The 14337-nt window shown below is 54.1% G+C and carries 15 protein-coding genes; 6 read left to right on the forward strand and 9 right to left on the reverse strand.

Going from position 1 to position 14337, the window contains the following annotated elements:
* Positions 1-8: 8 nt before the first annotated feature.
* On the reverse strand, positions 9-476 hold the full coding sequence (locus tag AC2FIS_RS06110; protein ID WP_496772374.1) for a c-type cytochrome: 468 nt from the start codon (positions 474-476) through the stop codon (positions 9-11).
* Between the two features lie 86 nt (positions 477-562).
* Here AC2FIS_RS06110 and AC2FIS_RS06115 point away from each other — a divergent pair, with 86 nt between their 5' ends.
* On the forward strand, positions 563-1408 hold the full coding sequence (locus AC2FIS_RS06115; protein WP_496772375.1) for a LysR family transcriptional regulator: 846 nt from the start codon (positions 563-565) through the stop codon (positions 1406-1408).
* A 233-nt stretch (positions 1409-1641) separates the two neighbouring features.
* Here AC2FIS_RS06115 and AC2FIS_RS06120 read toward each other — a convergent pair whose 3' ends face one another.
* The 4 genes from AC2FIS_RS06120 to AC2FIS_RS06135 form a co-directional block, all read right to left on the reverse strand.
* Positions 1642-2292 carry a hypothetical protein gene (locus AC2FIS_RS06120; RefSeq protein WP_496772376.1) on the reverse strand — a complete coding sequence of 217 codons (651 nt, stop codon included), beginning with the start codon at positions 2290-2292 and terminating at the stop codon, positions 1642-1644.
* A 26-nt stretch (positions 2293-2318) separates the two neighbouring features.
* Positions 2319-3017, reverse strand: coding sequence for a hypothetical protein (locus AC2FIS_RS06125; protein ID WP_496772377.1), 699 nt, complete (start codon positions 3015-3017; stop codon positions 2319-2321).
* Positions 3018-3131: 114 nt separating this feature from the next.
* On the reverse strand, positions 3132-4772 hold the full coding sequence (locus AC2FIS_RS06130; RefSeq protein WP_496725413.1) for a sulfatase-like hydrolase/transferase: 1641 nt from the start codon (positions 4770-4772) through the stop codon (positions 3132-3134).
* 24 nt (positions 4773-4796) lie between these two features.
* Positions 4797-5039 carry a hypothetical protein gene (locus tag AC2FIS_RS06135; protein ID WP_496725411.1) on the reverse strand — a complete coding sequence of 81 codons (243 nt, stop codon included), beginning with the start codon at positions 5037-5039 and terminating at the stop codon, positions 4797-4799.
* 238 nt (positions 5040-5277) lie between these two features.
* Here AC2FIS_RS06135 and AC2FIS_RS06140 point away from each other — a divergent pair, with 238 nt between their 5' ends.
* Positions 5278-6516: a tetratricopeptide repeat protein gene (locus AC2FIS_RS06140; protein ID WP_496772378.1), complete on the forward strand. Its 1239-nt coding sequence runs from the start codon at positions 5278-5280 to the stop codon at positions 6514-6516.
* Between the two features lie 288 nt (positions 6517-6804).
* Here AC2FIS_RS06140 and AC2FIS_RS06145 read toward each other — a convergent pair whose 3' ends face one another.
* Positions 6805-7269 carry a hypothetical protein gene (locus AC2FIS_RS06145; RefSeq protein ID WP_496772379.1) on the reverse strand — a complete coding sequence of 155 codons (465 nt, stop codon included), beginning with the start codon at positions 7267-7269 and terminating at the stop codon, positions 6805-6807.
* Between the two features lie 382 nt (positions 7270-7651).
* Entirely contained in the window at positions 7652-8542 is an 891-nt protein-coding gene (locus AC2FIS_RS06150; RefSeq protein WP_496772380.1) for an AraC family transcriptional regulator, read from the reverse strand.
* A gap of 164 nt (positions 8543-8706) precedes the next feature.
* Between AC2FIS_RS06150 and AC2FIS_RS06155 the strand changes: the two genes are divergently transcribed.
* Both AC2FIS_RS06155 and AC2FIS_RS06160 read left to right on the forward strand, forming a co-directional pair.
* Positions 8707-9519 (forward strand): SDR family oxidoreductase, encoded by an 813-nt coding sequence (locus AC2FIS_RS06155; RefSeq protein ID WP_496772381.1) that lies wholly within the window; start codon positions 8707-8709, stop codon positions 9517-9519.
* A gap of 27 nt (positions 9520-9546) precedes the next feature.
* Complete coding sequence (locus tag AC2FIS_RS06160) at positions 9547-10392, forward strand: SDR family NAD(P)-dependent oxidoreductase (protein ID WP_496772382.1); 846 nt, start codon at positions 9547-9549, stop codon at positions 10390-10392.
* Between the two features lie 399 nt (positions 10393-10791).
* Here the strand turns inward: AC2FIS_RS06160 and AC2FIS_RS06165 are convergent, their stop codons facing one another.
* Together AC2FIS_RS06165 and AC2FIS_RS06170 are read right to left on the reverse strand one after the other, a co-directional pair.
* Positions 10792-12024, reverse strand: coding sequence for an HlyD family secretion protein (locus tag AC2FIS_RS06165; protein ID WP_496772383.1), 1233 nt, complete (start codon positions 12022-12024; stop codon positions 10792-10794).
* Positions 12025-12027: 3 nt separating this feature from the next.
* Complete coding sequence (locus AC2FIS_RS06170) at positions 12028-12432, reverse strand: hypothetical protein (protein ID WP_496772384.1); 405 nt, start codon at positions 12430-12432, stop codon at positions 12028-12030.
* A gap of 180 nt (positions 12433-12612) precedes the next feature.
* Between AC2FIS_RS06170 and AC2FIS_RS06175 the strand changes: the two genes are divergently transcribed.
* Positions 12613-13680 carry an NAD(P)/FAD-dependent oxidoreductase gene (locus AC2FIS_RS06175; protein WP_496772385.1) on the forward strand — a complete coding sequence of 356 codons (1068 nt, stop codon included), beginning with the start codon at positions 12613-12615 and terminating at the stop codon, positions 13678-13680.
* Positions 13677-14330 (forward strand): DUF938 domain-containing protein, encoded by a 654-nt coding sequence (locus tag AC2FIS_RS06180; RefSeq protein ID WP_496772386.1) that lies wholly within the window; start codon positions 13677-13679, stop codon positions 14328-14330. The genes AC2FIS_RS06175 and AC2FIS_RS06180 overlap by 4 nt, the downstream gene beginning before the upstream one ends.
* The last annotated feature ends 7 nt before the right edge of the window (positions 14331-14337 follow it).

The raw sequence follows: 14337 nt of genomic DNA on the forward strand, positions 1-14337 counted from the left end.
TATACCAGTCAGTCTTTCGGTGCTCTGTAAGCTTTGTGACATGCCGAGCAAGCTCCACCCAGATTACCCATTGCCCCCTTCAGGGCATCAACATCTTGCCCTGCCGCAGCCTGCATCGCAACAGCGGCGTCAGCCATGGCCTGCCCCTTAGCAGCTACGTCCGGGAAGTTTTCCCAGATTGCGGGCAGAGCACGTGTGGAAGGGTCAGATACGTTATCTGATCCAGCCGGCCACATTGCAGATTGATCAATCTGCGTCAGAACGACCAGGTTATTCGCGGCCCGTGTTGCCGCCTCCGCATCGTATTCTGTCTCTCCTTTGGCCATGCCGCCAAGCGTACCAAGATTGAATGCATAGAGCTGCATGATTGAGGTCCGAGCTTTCACAGCCGGGTTTTCGCTTTCATGGGCGATGGCTGCGCCAATAGCGGCAACTGACAATAGACCTGCCGCGAAGATTGAGAACTTCTTCATCATGATGTGTCTCCCTGTTCAATAAGCCGAATGTTAGCTTGAACGAAATTTATTGTAATTGTTTGTTATTCGTCGTCACTTGTTAAATTATGAACAACGAGAATTGGGATAACATTCGCTACGCGCTTGCCGTTAGTAAACACGGTTCATTGAATGCAGCTGCCGCGGCATTGGGTGTCACGCATGCCACGGTCCTTCGCAGAGTTGCTGCATTCGAAGAGCAAAATGGCTGCATGGTTTTTCAGAAGGGCCCATCAGGATATTCCGTTCTCCCTGAAGCCGGTACTATCTTATCGGCTATGGAAAGTGTCGAAGACGCGGTACTTTCGGTGGAGCGGGCTATTGTGGGCGCAAATCGATCCCCTGTGGGCCACGTTCGCATTACTTCCACAGATAGTCTTTGTCAGATTGTTCTCCCAACAATACTAAACGAGATCTCACGGCTTTACCCCGGCCTGAAACTGACTTTGCTAAGCGGAAATAGTCACCATGATTTATCCCGGTTGAGCGCAGACATCGCAGTGCGCCCATCGGTAAAGCTGGGTGAAGGGTTAATTGGGCAGCATGCAGGAACACTGTCGTTCGGAGTCTTTGACGACGGCTCTCCCAATCGCAAATGGATGAGGCTTGATGGGTCGTTAGGCCGTTCACTTCCTGCCAAATGGCTGGAGGAGAATGTCGGTGCCGACGAAATGACCAACGGTGCAGATAGCTTTTTGGTGCTACAGCAGATGGCCGCTTCGGGAGTCGGCAAAACGATCTTGCCTTCATTTTTTGGCGACGCGGATCCTCGACTTCACAGGTCGCATGACGTGATCCCCGAATTCGAGGTTCCGCTCTGGGTCGCGACGTTGGACGAGATAGCAAACACGCCGAGGTTTGCAGTTGTACAACGAGCGTTGGTTGAACGCTTGGCCAATGTTCTGGCTGGATAATGTTTTTTAGTCGTGATCACCGAACAGCCAACCTACCTTTGGTGGGCTGACGAGCAGCACCCATACACCTAGAAGAAGTATATAATGCCAAAGTATGGGCCATGTTGGTCGACGTCATATGCGAATTCACCGGAACTTAGCGTGTCGCTGTAGTCGACACTGAAATAGCGGTATCCAAATGTGAGTGCCGTTTTCTCCCAGGGTTGGTAATCGAATCCGATATTCACACCGATCTAAAGGTCATTCCCACTGGCGCCGAAACCGCCAAGCTCCAAAGAAGCAATCCCGGTCCATTGCTCATTCTGACGCCACATACCGCGCGCGCCGATTACGGGCTCGATCCAATTCTGATCACCACCCAAAACGGGCGGATTTCCCGGACCCGGTGTGGTTACGTCGATTTCCTGACGAATGGAGTTGTATCTAACGCCACCTTGGAGATCGATCGTATAGCGCAGACCATCGGCAACGTATACAGAATCTACAATGCGGTAAGCTCCTAGAATACCAAACCATTTTTGACGCACATCGACATTGAGATCGGCCCCCATTGGGCCAGGCAGCGAGGTATCCTGTTCGATGCCAACATAGTTCGCGTCGACGATTATTCCCAAATCCCCATTCCATGCCTCATACCGACCGGCCGCTGCAAAATCGAGCACGTCCAGCACGTCACCGAGATTCAGGTCCAGGTCAGCGGATTGTCCAGCCACAGTCGATGTCCCTGTGGTTCTTAAGGGTGTGAACAGATAGAACACGGCACCACGACGCCAGCCAGTTTCGTCCTGATCCAGCACAGGCAGAGATTGAGCACAGGCAAGTGTCGGTAGAGTTAGAAGGCCTGTCGCAAGCGTCATTGCGCCGAGTGGTGAGAGGTGAGACATAGGTTTGTCCTTGGGGTTCATGAAACTTAGTAGTTGAATCTGAGACCAATTCCGGCGCCCTGGTCGTAAGGGCGATCAGCGCCGATCCCGATCAGCACATCTGCATAAAGGGCAATTCCGGGGCCAAGATTTTTGCCAATCTGAAGCTCAGCGGTCGCGGGCCAGGTGTCGTTTTCCCAATCATAGGGCGCTTTGATATCTGCTTTGGCCCAATACCCATCGCCAAACGGTTGAAGCGCAATCAGGCGCATTGCAGTTTGGCTGACATCGGTCGGTCCCTTGTACGACGCGAAATGCTGGACCAGAGGGATCAGCGTCAATCCGGTGTTATTGTTTGCAAAGGCGAAACCGCCAAACGGGGCGATCTGATCAGATCCAGTGCCGATACCTTCATCGGGGTCGCCAAAATCAAGGATCCACTCCAGCCCAAGTGCGGATTTGACGGCCCAGGTGTCATTCAGCGGTTTCTGTGAAGGGAAGTAGATCAGCTTGAAACTGGTCTTTTCAAACCCGTTGAACCTGTCCCCGGTCGCATTCGTAGAGTTGTAGTGCAGCTCGTATTTCAGCTTCAGGTCGGGGCGCAGCATATATGCGCCGTCGATGAACGCATCCTGACGGTCTGCCCCGCCTTCCAGATCAAAATATTGATAGCGAATGTCCGTGTTATTGACTGCAGCCAATGGGTTTGACGCGTTTTCCTCTGCTCCGGCAGCGCTACCCGCCATCAGCAACGCGGACGTCAGGATAGAATGAATGAAAAAATGGCTGGCCATCATGTGCCTTAAGAGTTCTCGTGCGATTGATGAGACGGTGGCTTTGCCACCACCGCCCCAAGTTCGTTATTGCCAGCTGGAAAAGACTTCCCTGGTTAGTTCACTTTCAGGGCGAAGGTTCTCGATTCCTTCATAGGGAACGCCCTTTCCAAGCGGCAGATGCGGGTGTTTGGCAATGGTTTTCTGATGGCGCTTGACCATGTCCTGAAAAGACGCCCCAGACCATAGAGAGTACCCGATAAGGGGATGTTCCTCGCGTGGATCCCGGTAGACATTGAACACAGGAGCTGCTGCGCCCGGCTGGCCGGGAGCAGGCAGATGCATCTTGAATTCCTGTTTGACCACCGAGCGCAAGACCGGTCCTTCGTACACATACACGTAGTCGCGGCGCGAGTTGCCTTCGCCTTCAAGCAGCAGCGCGGTCTGGTCGATCCCGTCAATTACACGGTCGCGCGGAATGCGGTCGGTTGCCCCTGCGATCCGGGCAAAAGTGGTGAACAGGTCTGAGACATGCACGATGTCACCCGCCGCGCTGCCGGGTTCGATTGCGCCAGGCCACCGGATGAAGGCATCGGTACGCACGCCGCCTTCCAGGTGCTGGGTTTTGCCGCCGCGATAAATCAGCTGGTTCAGGCCAGATGTCCCCTCGTAGTGATACATCAAGCCATTGTCAGCCATGATCATGACGATGGTATTGTCTGCCTTGCCGGTTTCATCGAGCTTGGCCAGCACCTCGCCGATCCAACCGTCCAGGATCTGCAACTTGTCGGCATGGAAGCCGCCATTGCGGGAAACGGCCTCATCAGGGTAGGCAAAGTTCAGCGGGTAGAGCGGCCAGTACTGCATGAAAAACGGGTCGTCCTGAGACGCCAGCTTCTCCAGCTGCTCCAATGCCTGACGCTGATAGCGCAGGTTCATTTCCTCGTATTTCGCCTGCGTCCATTCCTCGCCCGGTGCCATATCGACTTCGCGGGCAAGACCACCAGCTTCACCTTCAACGCCAGTTACCAGACCGTAGGGTTTGAACCGCTGGTCCAATTGAAACTGGTTGGACTGCCCCGACGCATGGTAGCCAAGCATGTTGTTGGCGACCATTGCGTCCCGTATCATCAAACTCAGTTGAACTTGCTGGTGCAAGGGAAAGGCCGCCCAGTCAAATCCCTGATTGTGCGGGTAGGATTGTTCAATATCGCCCTGATGCCATTTCCCGACATGGGCGGTGTTGTACCCTTCTTCCTTCAGGATTTCGGCAATCGTGACTTCTTCAGCCGCAAGACCTTCACCGACCAGTGCAACCTTGACCTCTTCCACACCCGCGCGCGCCGGGTGACGACCGGTTAACATCGCTGTTCGTGTTGGTGTGCAGGATGGCTCGGTATACATCCTCATCAAGGACATGCCTTCGGTGGCAAAATCGTTGATGTTGGGCGTATCGAAACCGGTGACATAGTTCATCGTCCGATTGCCCATCTGACCAAAACTGACATCGTCGATCAGAATGTAGAGAATATTGGGTGGCTTGCCGCCATTGGCGCCACGGATCTCGGAAAGCTTTGCGTCGATTTCCGTATCCTGGGCGTCCCATTGTTCGCCAAATTGTGCGCGGAGAAACTGGAACTCTCCGTCATGAATGATGGGCGCATCCTGAGCAAAGCTCGCGCCAGCCATCAGCACCATGGCCGAGGCATGTTTCCATATTGATCTCATCAGTATCCCTTCCCCATTTTCGAATTACATCTTTCCTGCGCGCCGCAGCGACTGGGCGATTTCGTCCCTAAGGCCATCCAGGGTCTCGCGGATGTCGCATTCAATCTGGTGCGATTGGCTTCCCGGCTCAGCATTCATGGAGAGATACTCGTCGCTGAGAAGCTGGTAGTCCCGGCAGATCTCATCGAACACCGTGTCCGCGCGCCGTAAGTCCGCAATTGCGGCCTGGTGGTCGGGAAACAGGGTATCAAGTTCGAGGCCTTTCAATTTCGATGTCTCGTTCGATGGATCAGAAGATATACCGGAGCGTTGGACGAATTCACTTTTAACAATAGGTATATCGGGGCATAATACGGTGTAATCATGGATGTAACTCGCTGAAAATATGGAAGTATTCAGAGATAAGTCACCTCCTCTGAATGAGGGTGCTGCGCCTGAAACTGAGGATGTGAGGGCCGCACTCCAGCGGCTTGTCAGATCCTCGACTTTCGCGGGTTCACAGCGATTGCAGGACTTTCTTGTGTATGTGGTCGAAGAATCGCTCGACGGCCGGGCCGATGAAATTCGCGCCAAGACCATCGCCATGGATGTCTATGGTGGGACAGTGGCCGAGATGGCGCGTCGCGAAAACGTGGTGCGGGTGGACGCTGGTCGCCTGCGTCGCAAGCTGGCCGAATATTATGCCGAAGATGGCCGTGACGAGGGCACCGTTTTCGATTTGCCGAAGGGCGGGTATGCACCGCAGATATCGATCAGGCCGCTCGAGAGGTCTCAGACCGAGTTACGTGAACGCCAAAAAAAGTCGCGTACTTGGCCTCGCCTTTTCATCGGGATTGCGGGGATTTTCGTACTTGTCTGCTTTGCGACCGTATTCGCCTTGGTGTCGACGAAGGAAAAGGTTCCGGCCAGTTTGCCAATCGACGGCCTGAGCCGCGATGAGCGCGGTGCCATTTTCGATGCTTCGCCGATGCGGCTCCAGGCTGTAAATCTGGCCAATTCGGGTCGCGATCTGATCTTTCCGGCGCTGGAACTCGCGAGGCTGAATGCGGCCCTGACCATATTCAAAGCAGCAATCGAAAGCGACAACAGCTATTTTGGAGGTCATGCAGGGGCCGCCCAGGTTGCATCAACTATTTCCTTGTTAACTTCAGATACCGATCTGTCCCGTGACATGTTGAGTTATGCTGACACGCAGGCCAGCAGAGCGATTGAACTGGCACCTGAATCGGGGTGGAGCCAATCCGCAAAGGCCTGGGTTGAGTTTACCAAAGGAAACTGGCCAGAAGCTGTGGAGTTTTCCCACAGAGCACGGCGGTTGGCACCAAACGACGTACATGTGTTAGAATTCGTGTCGTTGATCCTGCTCTATTCGGGTTCGTTCGAACAAGTTGTAGAAATCAGTGAAGAGACGCTGTCGCAAGTCGTTCTGGACCGGGGTTATGTGTTTCAAAACGCCATGGGGTCTGCAAAATTCCATCTGAAGGATTTCGAAGGCGCAGTTTCTGCCTTTGAACAGGTGACTGAAAAAGGCGGACCTGTCGGCCCGGTTTCTGTTGCTTACCTGATGGCGGCACATCAGATGTTGGGGAACGAAAGCAAAGCTAAATCCCTTTCGGAAAAACTCTCACGTGAGTGGCCCGACAGTCGCGTGGATCTATTGTTTCAAAGATTGTTCGAAAATCCAAAATACGGTGAAGAACTTGGCGACGCTATGAAACGAGCCGGTTGGAAGCCAAACGGATGAAGATAAGATTTTTCTTAGGCTTTCGGGGCCGTTCTAGATCGGGCAGAGATCTACGGCTGCGGTCAGGATAATTTGATTTTCGCGAGTTGGGCATTCCTGTTCCGAACATGTTGCACAAGGCAAGAACGGCAGGATGGGGCCGGGAACAACGGCATGATACCTAAAAATAGAGAGCTATCGCTGCACCACCGATTGGCAGCAACGAGCCCAGTGCTGCCAATTCTAAACCCGCAGATCTGTCACCTCATATCAATGATTTCGGGACATAGTTTACGTTTTGATAGCGCTTCACTCATTCACCCAACCTTGTGGTAAGTTCTTTATCAGACGTTTGTGAAAATCCTTACGAACGGCGAGCATCTCAGGGCTTATTGTCCAAATCTCACCGAAAACATGGGTACCAATGTCCACGGTTCGTCTTCCATTTTTGATCCGCGTTATGGTTGACCAAAGCGGGCCATTTTCCAAATCGCTGAGAAATTCGAAACGAAAAAAAGGAGAGTTTCCAACGGTGCCAGTTTCAGTGGAAAGTAGTCTAACGTGGTCAGTTGGAACTTTGTATCCTGAAGACAATTCCCCGGCAAACCTTCTTGCAATTTCAATATGGTTGCCCGAGCTTGCTCCCCAAGTTCGTCCGGCAAAGACACCCGCATCTGCAAATGCATGTCCTCTTAGGTCAACGTCTATTGGCGCAAGTTTTTCTACTTCCGAGAAGTTCGTTGCTTGCTCAATGCAAACGTAAAGGTGTGGCATGTCTCCGCATTCAATTTCACCCTCATCAACGACGCCTCAGCGACCATCGAATAGAAGAGAGATACTCACTCCCTCTTTTTCGAAAGACCCTACCACTGATTGCGTCGAAGATGATGAAGCGCAAACCATCATTACGAACACAAACACTAACCTGTGCATTACGGCTTCCCTCAATCTCGCAGCCTGTCTCAAACTGCTTTGAGTTTGTACAAATCTTTCCGCCAGAATTGTGTCAACCATTGACCGCTTCGGCCGTAAATCGTGAATTCGCTGACGCCGCGATTTTGTACCAGATGCGAATGTCCAAAAAGCGGGTTGCGCCCTCTGCGCTTCGGTTGGCTGCCGGATGTCAGCGTGGGGCCGGGTCTGCAATATTTTGCGTTTACTCGACAGGTGCTATGTTGCGGTCCTGTCGCGGCGATTTGCCGAATTTGCGAGAGTATTCCCGGGAAAACTGCGCCGAACTTTCATACCCAACCCGCAATGCAATCTCTGATACTTTCGCCTTTGTCGTCCGAAGCGCATCCCGCGCCCGAAGCAAACGCAAGTCTTTCTGGTATTGCAAAGGTGACGTCCCGGTTATTGCCTTGAACTGTTCGAAAAAAGCTGAGCTACTCATGCCGATACGCTGTGCCAGATCGCCGACTACAATTGTCTCCGACAAGTTGCTTTGAATTTCACGGGTCGCCTCGTTAATACGACTGGCTGCGCTGTCGTGCCAAAGAAGCCTTAGAAGGACATCAGCGTGACGTCCGATTAATAGTCGGGCATGGATCTCGCGGGCCGTGATCGGGGCCAACAAATGACGCGTGTTCTTTGCTTTGCACTGCACAAAGTATCGCAACAGCGCATCTTCCAAGCCTTCATCCATGTCGCGTCGGAAAATGGAAAACGGGTCTGATGCAGCTTTATCAAAGGTTGGCATCACGGCGGGTGCCAAAGACCGCAGCAGATCAAGGTCTAGCGGGAAGACCAGCGCGATATAAGGCCGATCAGGCGATGCCTCCGTAATCCGGGAAACAACCGGCAAGGCATGGCTCACGATCAGGGACTGACCGGCGCGCACTTTAAGCAATTTAGCACTGGTTCCAACTTCCTTCGCGCCTTGCAGGATCAGGCAAAAAAGCGGGCGATAGACTGTTGCATCCAGATTGGTTGTCACTTCATGCCGCAACAAGTGTGTGTTGGTGTGCTCATCGTGAATTGCGCCCCGCTTCACGCCAGCAGCGTCCAGGATTGAGCCCACATGTGACAATAACGTCTGACTGGTCATGTTCGTTGCCTGTGCCATGTGGCGACGGATACCACAGTCGGATATTCAGTTATATCTAAAAACCAAAAATTCTGGAGGATCGTGCAAGAAATATGGACAATTCAGAAAGATTAACGCGTTCTTTTTAAGTATTGTGTTTCGATCAGGTCGAAAAGGGCTATGACATGAATACAATTCTGATCACCGGTGCCTCGTCTGGCATCGGGGCGGCAACAGCCAGGCAATTTCAGGCAAACGGTTGGAATGTTGTCGCCACAATGCGCGATCCTTCTGGCAGCGCCGAACTTGGCAAGCTCGACAATGTTCACCTGACACGCCTCGACGTGACAGATGCGGGGTCAATTGCTGCATCTGTTGCAGAAAGCATTGACCGTTTCGGTAAGATCGATGTCCTTCTCAACAACGCGGGCTACGGTGCCTACGGCCCGCTTGAGGCGTTCCCGATGGATCGCATCCGGCGGCAGTTCGACACCAATGTAATCGGCCTTTTGGAAGTCACAAAAGCCGTTTTGCCTCATATGCGCGCAATCCGCGCAGGCACTATTATCAATATCTCATCCATCGGGGGGCAGATCGCGTTCCCGCTTGGCACACTTTATCATGGCACAAAGTTCGCCGTCGAAGGCTTGTCCGAAGCGCTTCACTACGAGCTTGAGCCGCTCGGCATCTGTGTTCGTATTGTCGAACCGGGCATGATCAATACAAACTTCGGAGGCAGTTCGTTTGATTTTGCTATGGACGACAGCCTTAAGGACTATACGCCGACGGCCGAAGCCATGGATCGCCTGTTTGGTAAACTGGCGTCAAAGCCGTCCGCACCCGAAGCCGTGGCCGACGTGATTTGGAAAGCAGCCAATGAAACGGGAAATCGCCTGCGTTTCCGAGCTGGCCCGGATGCTGAAATGCTTCTCGATAGACGAAAGGCCCAGGACGATACGATGTTCATAGACGGCATTAAGGACTTGATGGCACCGTAACCGCGCCAAGCACAACAGGAGGCTCAGATGATGTATAGAAGAGCAATTGAACAAGGTGGTTTGGCCGTTGTTACCGGTGCCGCAAGCGGTGTCGGAAAGGCAGCAGCACAGAAGTTTATGGAAGATGGTTTGGGCGTTGTGCTCGTTGATCTACCCGGCGAGGCGCTGGAAACCGCTGCTGCGGACCTGAATGCGATATCACGTGCATCTGTCAGCGTGACGGCGATACCAACTGATGTTAGCGACGCCACCGCCGTGCGCGATTTGGCAGATCAGGTATTTGCGCTTGGTGAGGTTGCGGTCCTGATGAACAATGCCGGGATCGCAATTCCCACCGGCAGTTGGGAAAATTCGGAAAACTGGCGCAAACTGCTGGAGGTGAACCTTTTTGGCGTCATGAACGGCACCCATGCCTTCCTGCCGCGGATGATAGCGGCAAACCACCCTGCTGTCGTCATCAACACCGGCTCAAAGCAGGGGATCACCACACCACCCGGTAACCCGGCATACAATGTCAGCAAAGCTGCGGTTAAGGTGATGACAGAGATGCTGACCCATGACCTGCGTGAAGCAGATGCACCCATCTCTGCGCATCTCTTCGTGCCGGGATTCACCTATACCGGTATGATACAACGGTTCATGCCCGAGAAGCCTGATAGCGCCTGGACCAGCGAACAGGCGGTCGAATATCTTGTGCAGCGCATGTCTGCCGGAGATTTTTACATCCTTTGTCCGGATAACGATGTCTCTGCGGAGCGCGACATCAAACGCATAGAGTGGGCCTTGGGAGACATCACAAACAATCGCCCGGCCCTGTCCCGCTGGCATCCTGAATTTTCGGATGCATTTGCCCAGCACGAAGCCTCAGGCTAAATGTCCCAACGGCGGTGCTAACCAGAATATCAAGTGATCGCTTGTATCACTGTTTTGGAGTTCAGATTCCATGAAGGACACAGTCTCTGCAGACTTTTAGATTGCCGGGCATCCGATTTTATGATTGCAGCGAAAGCCCGGCCTGAAGGACCGCACCGCCGAGTCGAAGTTGGTCGTTGGATGGCGGGTTTGGACCGTCCTTTGAACTTTTCAAAGTACGGGTTCTGCGCATTGCTGCAAACGCCGCGAACGACGGTTCTGAGGCATTCTTTCCCGGCACCTCGAAAGCCTGCGTTCGCGGGCAATCAAGCCTACGGGCGTTTCGATCCCCTTTTGCCCCAGCGTCAACTCAAAAGGCGATCGACCCCCCGAAGCGGCAACAAATTCATTGTGTCAAATTCAATGTCCGGTCAGCACCAGCGTATTCACCGGCATCAGGATCAGACGCAGGCGCAAGCCCGCCGCGTGGACAACACCGATCGTGTCAATCACATGCAAGGCAGCGGCGTGCCAGAATCCCAGGTCTTCATGTTCCAGCCGTTCGTGGTTGTCGGTGTAGACATTCGCCAGGCAATTGCTGCCCGGAGGAATATCGTCCGCCATACCTTTGTACAATGGTTCCATATAGACCAAAATTGAGCCGGGCACCTTGTTGGCCTGTACATCGCGCAGCTCATCTGATGGACGTATCTGGCCGGACGGGATGACATCCTGCACCTCAACCACAACCATCGGGATCACGGTGAACGGCTTGGTCATGCAGCCCAGCTCTCCAATCATGCCCGGTTTGATAACCTGAGCGGCCATCTGGTTGAAGGCGGCCTGGAACCGGTTATGGCCTGAACTTGACGGAACCAGAATGCCCGCTGGACGCAGCAAGGGGCTGACATAGTCGCCCACCTGAAGACCGAATTGTTCAACCCGACCGGTCACACCTGCGCTTACCACTGTTTTGTCCAGCTCGGTCAGCGCGGCGTCCAACTGGGCGTTGGCGCTGGCCAGTTGGGCGGGGATCAGTTCCTCGATCTGCTGCACCACGGCGGCACGGCGGGATTGCGATGCGGTCAGCTGCGCCTCACGCTCGGCAACAAGGTTTTCCAACCGGTCGATCTCGGCCAATCGCACAGCGCTGGAGCCTTCGTCCCGCAATGTCGTGTTACGCTCAAGATCTTCAAGTGACTGATCCAATGCAGCACGTGCGCCTGCTATGCCTGCGTCGGCCTCGGCGAGATCGGTTTCTGCCACTTTCAGTGATGCCTGAACCTGCGCGATCTGCGCATGCGCGGCCTCAACCTGTGCGGTTTGAGTGAAATCTTCGATCCGGAAAATCGGCTGACCGGCAGTGACCTGCTGGTTATTAGTGACATAGACCTCGGACACGCGACCGCCGAGCTGTGGAAGGATCGTAACCGTGCGGAAATAGGACGCCGCTGTTTTACTTGCGGGGTGGAAATAGAACAGCGTGGTTATCACCGTCAGCGCAAGAATGGCACAGGTGGTCAGGCCCCAGCGCAGTTCATACCACATGGTGAACAATGTGATTTCATGGCCTATGCGTTTGCCCTGTACGTAACGACGAAACAGGTAATCAGGCAACACGGTGACCAGCGCGCACATCAGTGTTTCAAGCATCTCTTACTGCTCCTGCTGCGCGGTAGGTTGCGATGGGGCCGCGGGGGCGGGAACGTCGTTACCTTGATTGCCCAAGGATCGGATCGCGTCAGCAATGGCGCGCAAGGGGGCGGCGACATCCGGGAACTGGAACCCGGCCACCAGAATGGCGGCCACCCAGAACAAACCATTGTGGGTAAACAGTGCCAACAGCGCCAGTATCCCTACAAGCTGAAACTGCGGGTGGTTGGATTCATGCGCGATTTTTTCCGGGATGGAGTGCAGTGTAAAGTAGCCAACCCCGATCAGAACGATCACCAAAACGGTAAAAACAAACATGAAGGTCAGCAAAAAGTCACTGCCGTCTGCCTGCGTGACGTATGAGGGGATATGCCCCGTGGCCATTGAATGTATCTCTGCCGGTGTCACGTCTATCTCCGATTCCGATGTTGACCGCACTAAAAACAGGCCAGTCTCTTTGGTTCAAGTTTACATTGCGGAAATTACGCCTCTTTTCCAATAGTGTTACGCATGCGAAGCTTTGCGCATGAACAAAAGTAAATCTCAAATCCACCCGTTTTGGGGTGATCCCAGGGCGGAGTTTCTGACATGATCGATTTCCTGGTCATCGGTGGCGGCATCGCCGGATTAAGCGCGGGCGCGCGTCTGTCCGAACGGGGGCATGTCGTCGTGCTCGAAGGCGAAGACGCGCTGGGATATCACACCTCTGGCCGGTCGGCGGCGTTGTTCGAAAAGGGCTATGGACCGCCTTCCGTGAAGACACTGAATGCAGCGAGCGAAGCCTATCTGAGATCGAACGACTATCTGTCGCCACGCGGGTTGATGCTGATCGCCGGGCATGATCAACGAGATGAGTTTATTCAGGATCAGGCTGACCTTCGTCTGTCAGAAATCTCGGTTGAGGAGGCCATTTCGCGGGTTCCGATACTTAACCCTCAGACTGTTGGATTTGCCGCCGCCAGCAGCGTTGCCTTTGACATTGATACCGACCGGATGATGCAAGATTTCGCACGTGTGATCCGGGCCAACGGTGGCTTGGTTCTGACCCGCCAAAAGGTCAAAAGCATCACCAAATCCGGGCACTGGTTTGTTGAGGCGGCAGAAACTTTCGAGGCCAGAGCCCTTGTAAATGCCGCAGGCGCGTGGGTGGATGAGATCGCCATGATGGCCGGCGTTGCACCGATCGGCATAGAACCGCGCCGAAGATCAGTGGCCCGTATTCCCGCCCCCGCCGGTCATGACGTGACGGGTTGGCCTTTGATGTTGGGCGCTGGCGAAGGCTGGTATGCAAAACCGGATGCCGGAAAGCTGATTGTCTCACCTTGCGAGGCTGATCCGACCTTTCCCCATGATGCCTATGCGGACGATATGGTGTTGGCCGAAGGGCTGGCGCGGTACGAAGAGAAGGTGACCGAGCCCGTCATCCGGGTCGAGGCAAACTGGGCCGGGCTGCGCAGCTTTGCGCCGGATGGTACGCTGGTCTTAGGCCCCGACCCTGCTGAGCCTACGTTTATTTGGTCGGCCGCCCAAGGCGGGTATGGCTTTCAAACGGCACCGGCCGCATCGCAACTGGTGGCAGATTTGGCGACTGGATCCCATTCAGAATTGGAGGCGGCCAGCATTTCCGCCCTAAAGCCGGAAAGGTTACGTGGATGACGAAACGCAAACTCCCTGCAAATGCCAGCGTCGCGACGGTATCCGAAGGGCAAAAGATGATCGCTCCGGCTGCCAGCAGGAATGCCAACGCGCTGTGTGATCTGCTGGCGCGGTTCGCCCCCATGTCCGGTCGCGCACTGGAACTAGCCAGTGGTACAGGGCAGCACGTTGTGGCTTTTGCAAATCGACTGCCCAGTCTGAATTGGCAACCCAGCGAGATTGACACAGAACGGCGCGCATCAATCAACGCTTATGCAGAGGGCGTCCAAAACATAGCCCCGGCGATCAAACTGAATGCAATCCAATCTGGTTGGCATGCTCATCACGACACTCAGGACCTGATCGTCCTGATCAACCTGCTGCATCTGATAAGCTGGTCTGAGGTTGAAGTTCTGGTGGCGGAATCTGCTTTGGCACTGAACCCCGGCGGCTGCCTTGTCCTTTACGGTCCCTTCATGCGTGCGGGCGAGTTGACCAGTACCGGAGATCAGAACTTTCACACAGCGCTGAACCAGCAAGACCCTGAGATCGGATACAAAGATGATGCTGATATCCTGGATCTTTTGCGCCGAGATCAACTGCGCTTGGTTGAAGTCGTTGAGATGCCAGCAAACAACCTTGCGTTCATTGCGGAAAAACCTGTGACCTGATCGAGAT

This window comes from Ruegeria sp. CDSB113 (assembly GCF_059611045.1).

Coding starts and splice junctions, on each gene's coding strand:
- AC2FIS_RS06110 (WP_496772374.1), bottom strand. CDS start 476: ATGATGAAGAAGTTCTCAATCTTCGCGGCAGGTCTATTGTCAGTTGCC.
- AC2FIS_RS06115 (WP_496772375.1), top strand. CDS start 563: ATGAACAACGAGAATTGGGATAACATTCGCTACGCGCTTGCCGTTAGT.
- AC2FIS_RS06120 (WP_496772376.1), bottom strand. CDS start 2,292: ATGTCTCACCTCTCACCACTCGGCGCAATGACGCTTGCGACAGGCCTT.
- AC2FIS_RS06125 (WP_496772377.1), bottom strand. CDS start 3,017: ATGGCGGGTAGCGCTGCCGGAGCAGAGGAAAACGCGTCAAACCCATTG.
- AC2FIS_RS06130 (WP_496725413.1), bottom strand. CDS start 4,772: ATGAGATCAATATGGAAACATGCCTCGGCCATGGTGCTGATGGCTGGC.
- AC2FIS_RS06145 (WP_496772379.1), bottom strand. CDS start 7,269: ATGCCACACCTTTACGTTTGCATTGAGCAAGCAACGAACTTCTCGGAA.
- AC2FIS_RS06150 (WP_496772380.1), bottom strand. CDS start 8,542: ATGACCAGTCAGACGTTATTGTCACATGTGGGCTCAATCCTGGACGCT.
- AC2FIS_RS06155 (WP_496772381.1), top strand. CDS start 8,707: ATGAATACAATTCTGATCACCGGTGCCTCGTCTGGCATCGGGGCGGCA.
- AC2FIS_RS06160 (WP_496772382.1), top strand. CDS start 9,547: ATGATGTATAGAAGAGCAATTGAACAAGGTGGTTTGGCCGTTGTTACC.
- AC2FIS_RS06165 (WP_496772383.1), bottom strand. CDS start 12,024: ATGCTTGAAACACTGATGTGCGCGCTGGTCACCGTGTTGCCTGATTAC.
- AC2FIS_RS06175 (WP_496772385.1), top strand. CDS start 12,613: ATGATCGATTTCCTGGTCATCGGTGGCGGCATCGCCGGATTAAGCGCG.
- AC2FIS_RS06180 (WP_496772386.1), top strand. CDS start 13,677: ATGACGAAACGCAAACTCCCTGCAAATGCCAGCGTCGCGACGGTATCC.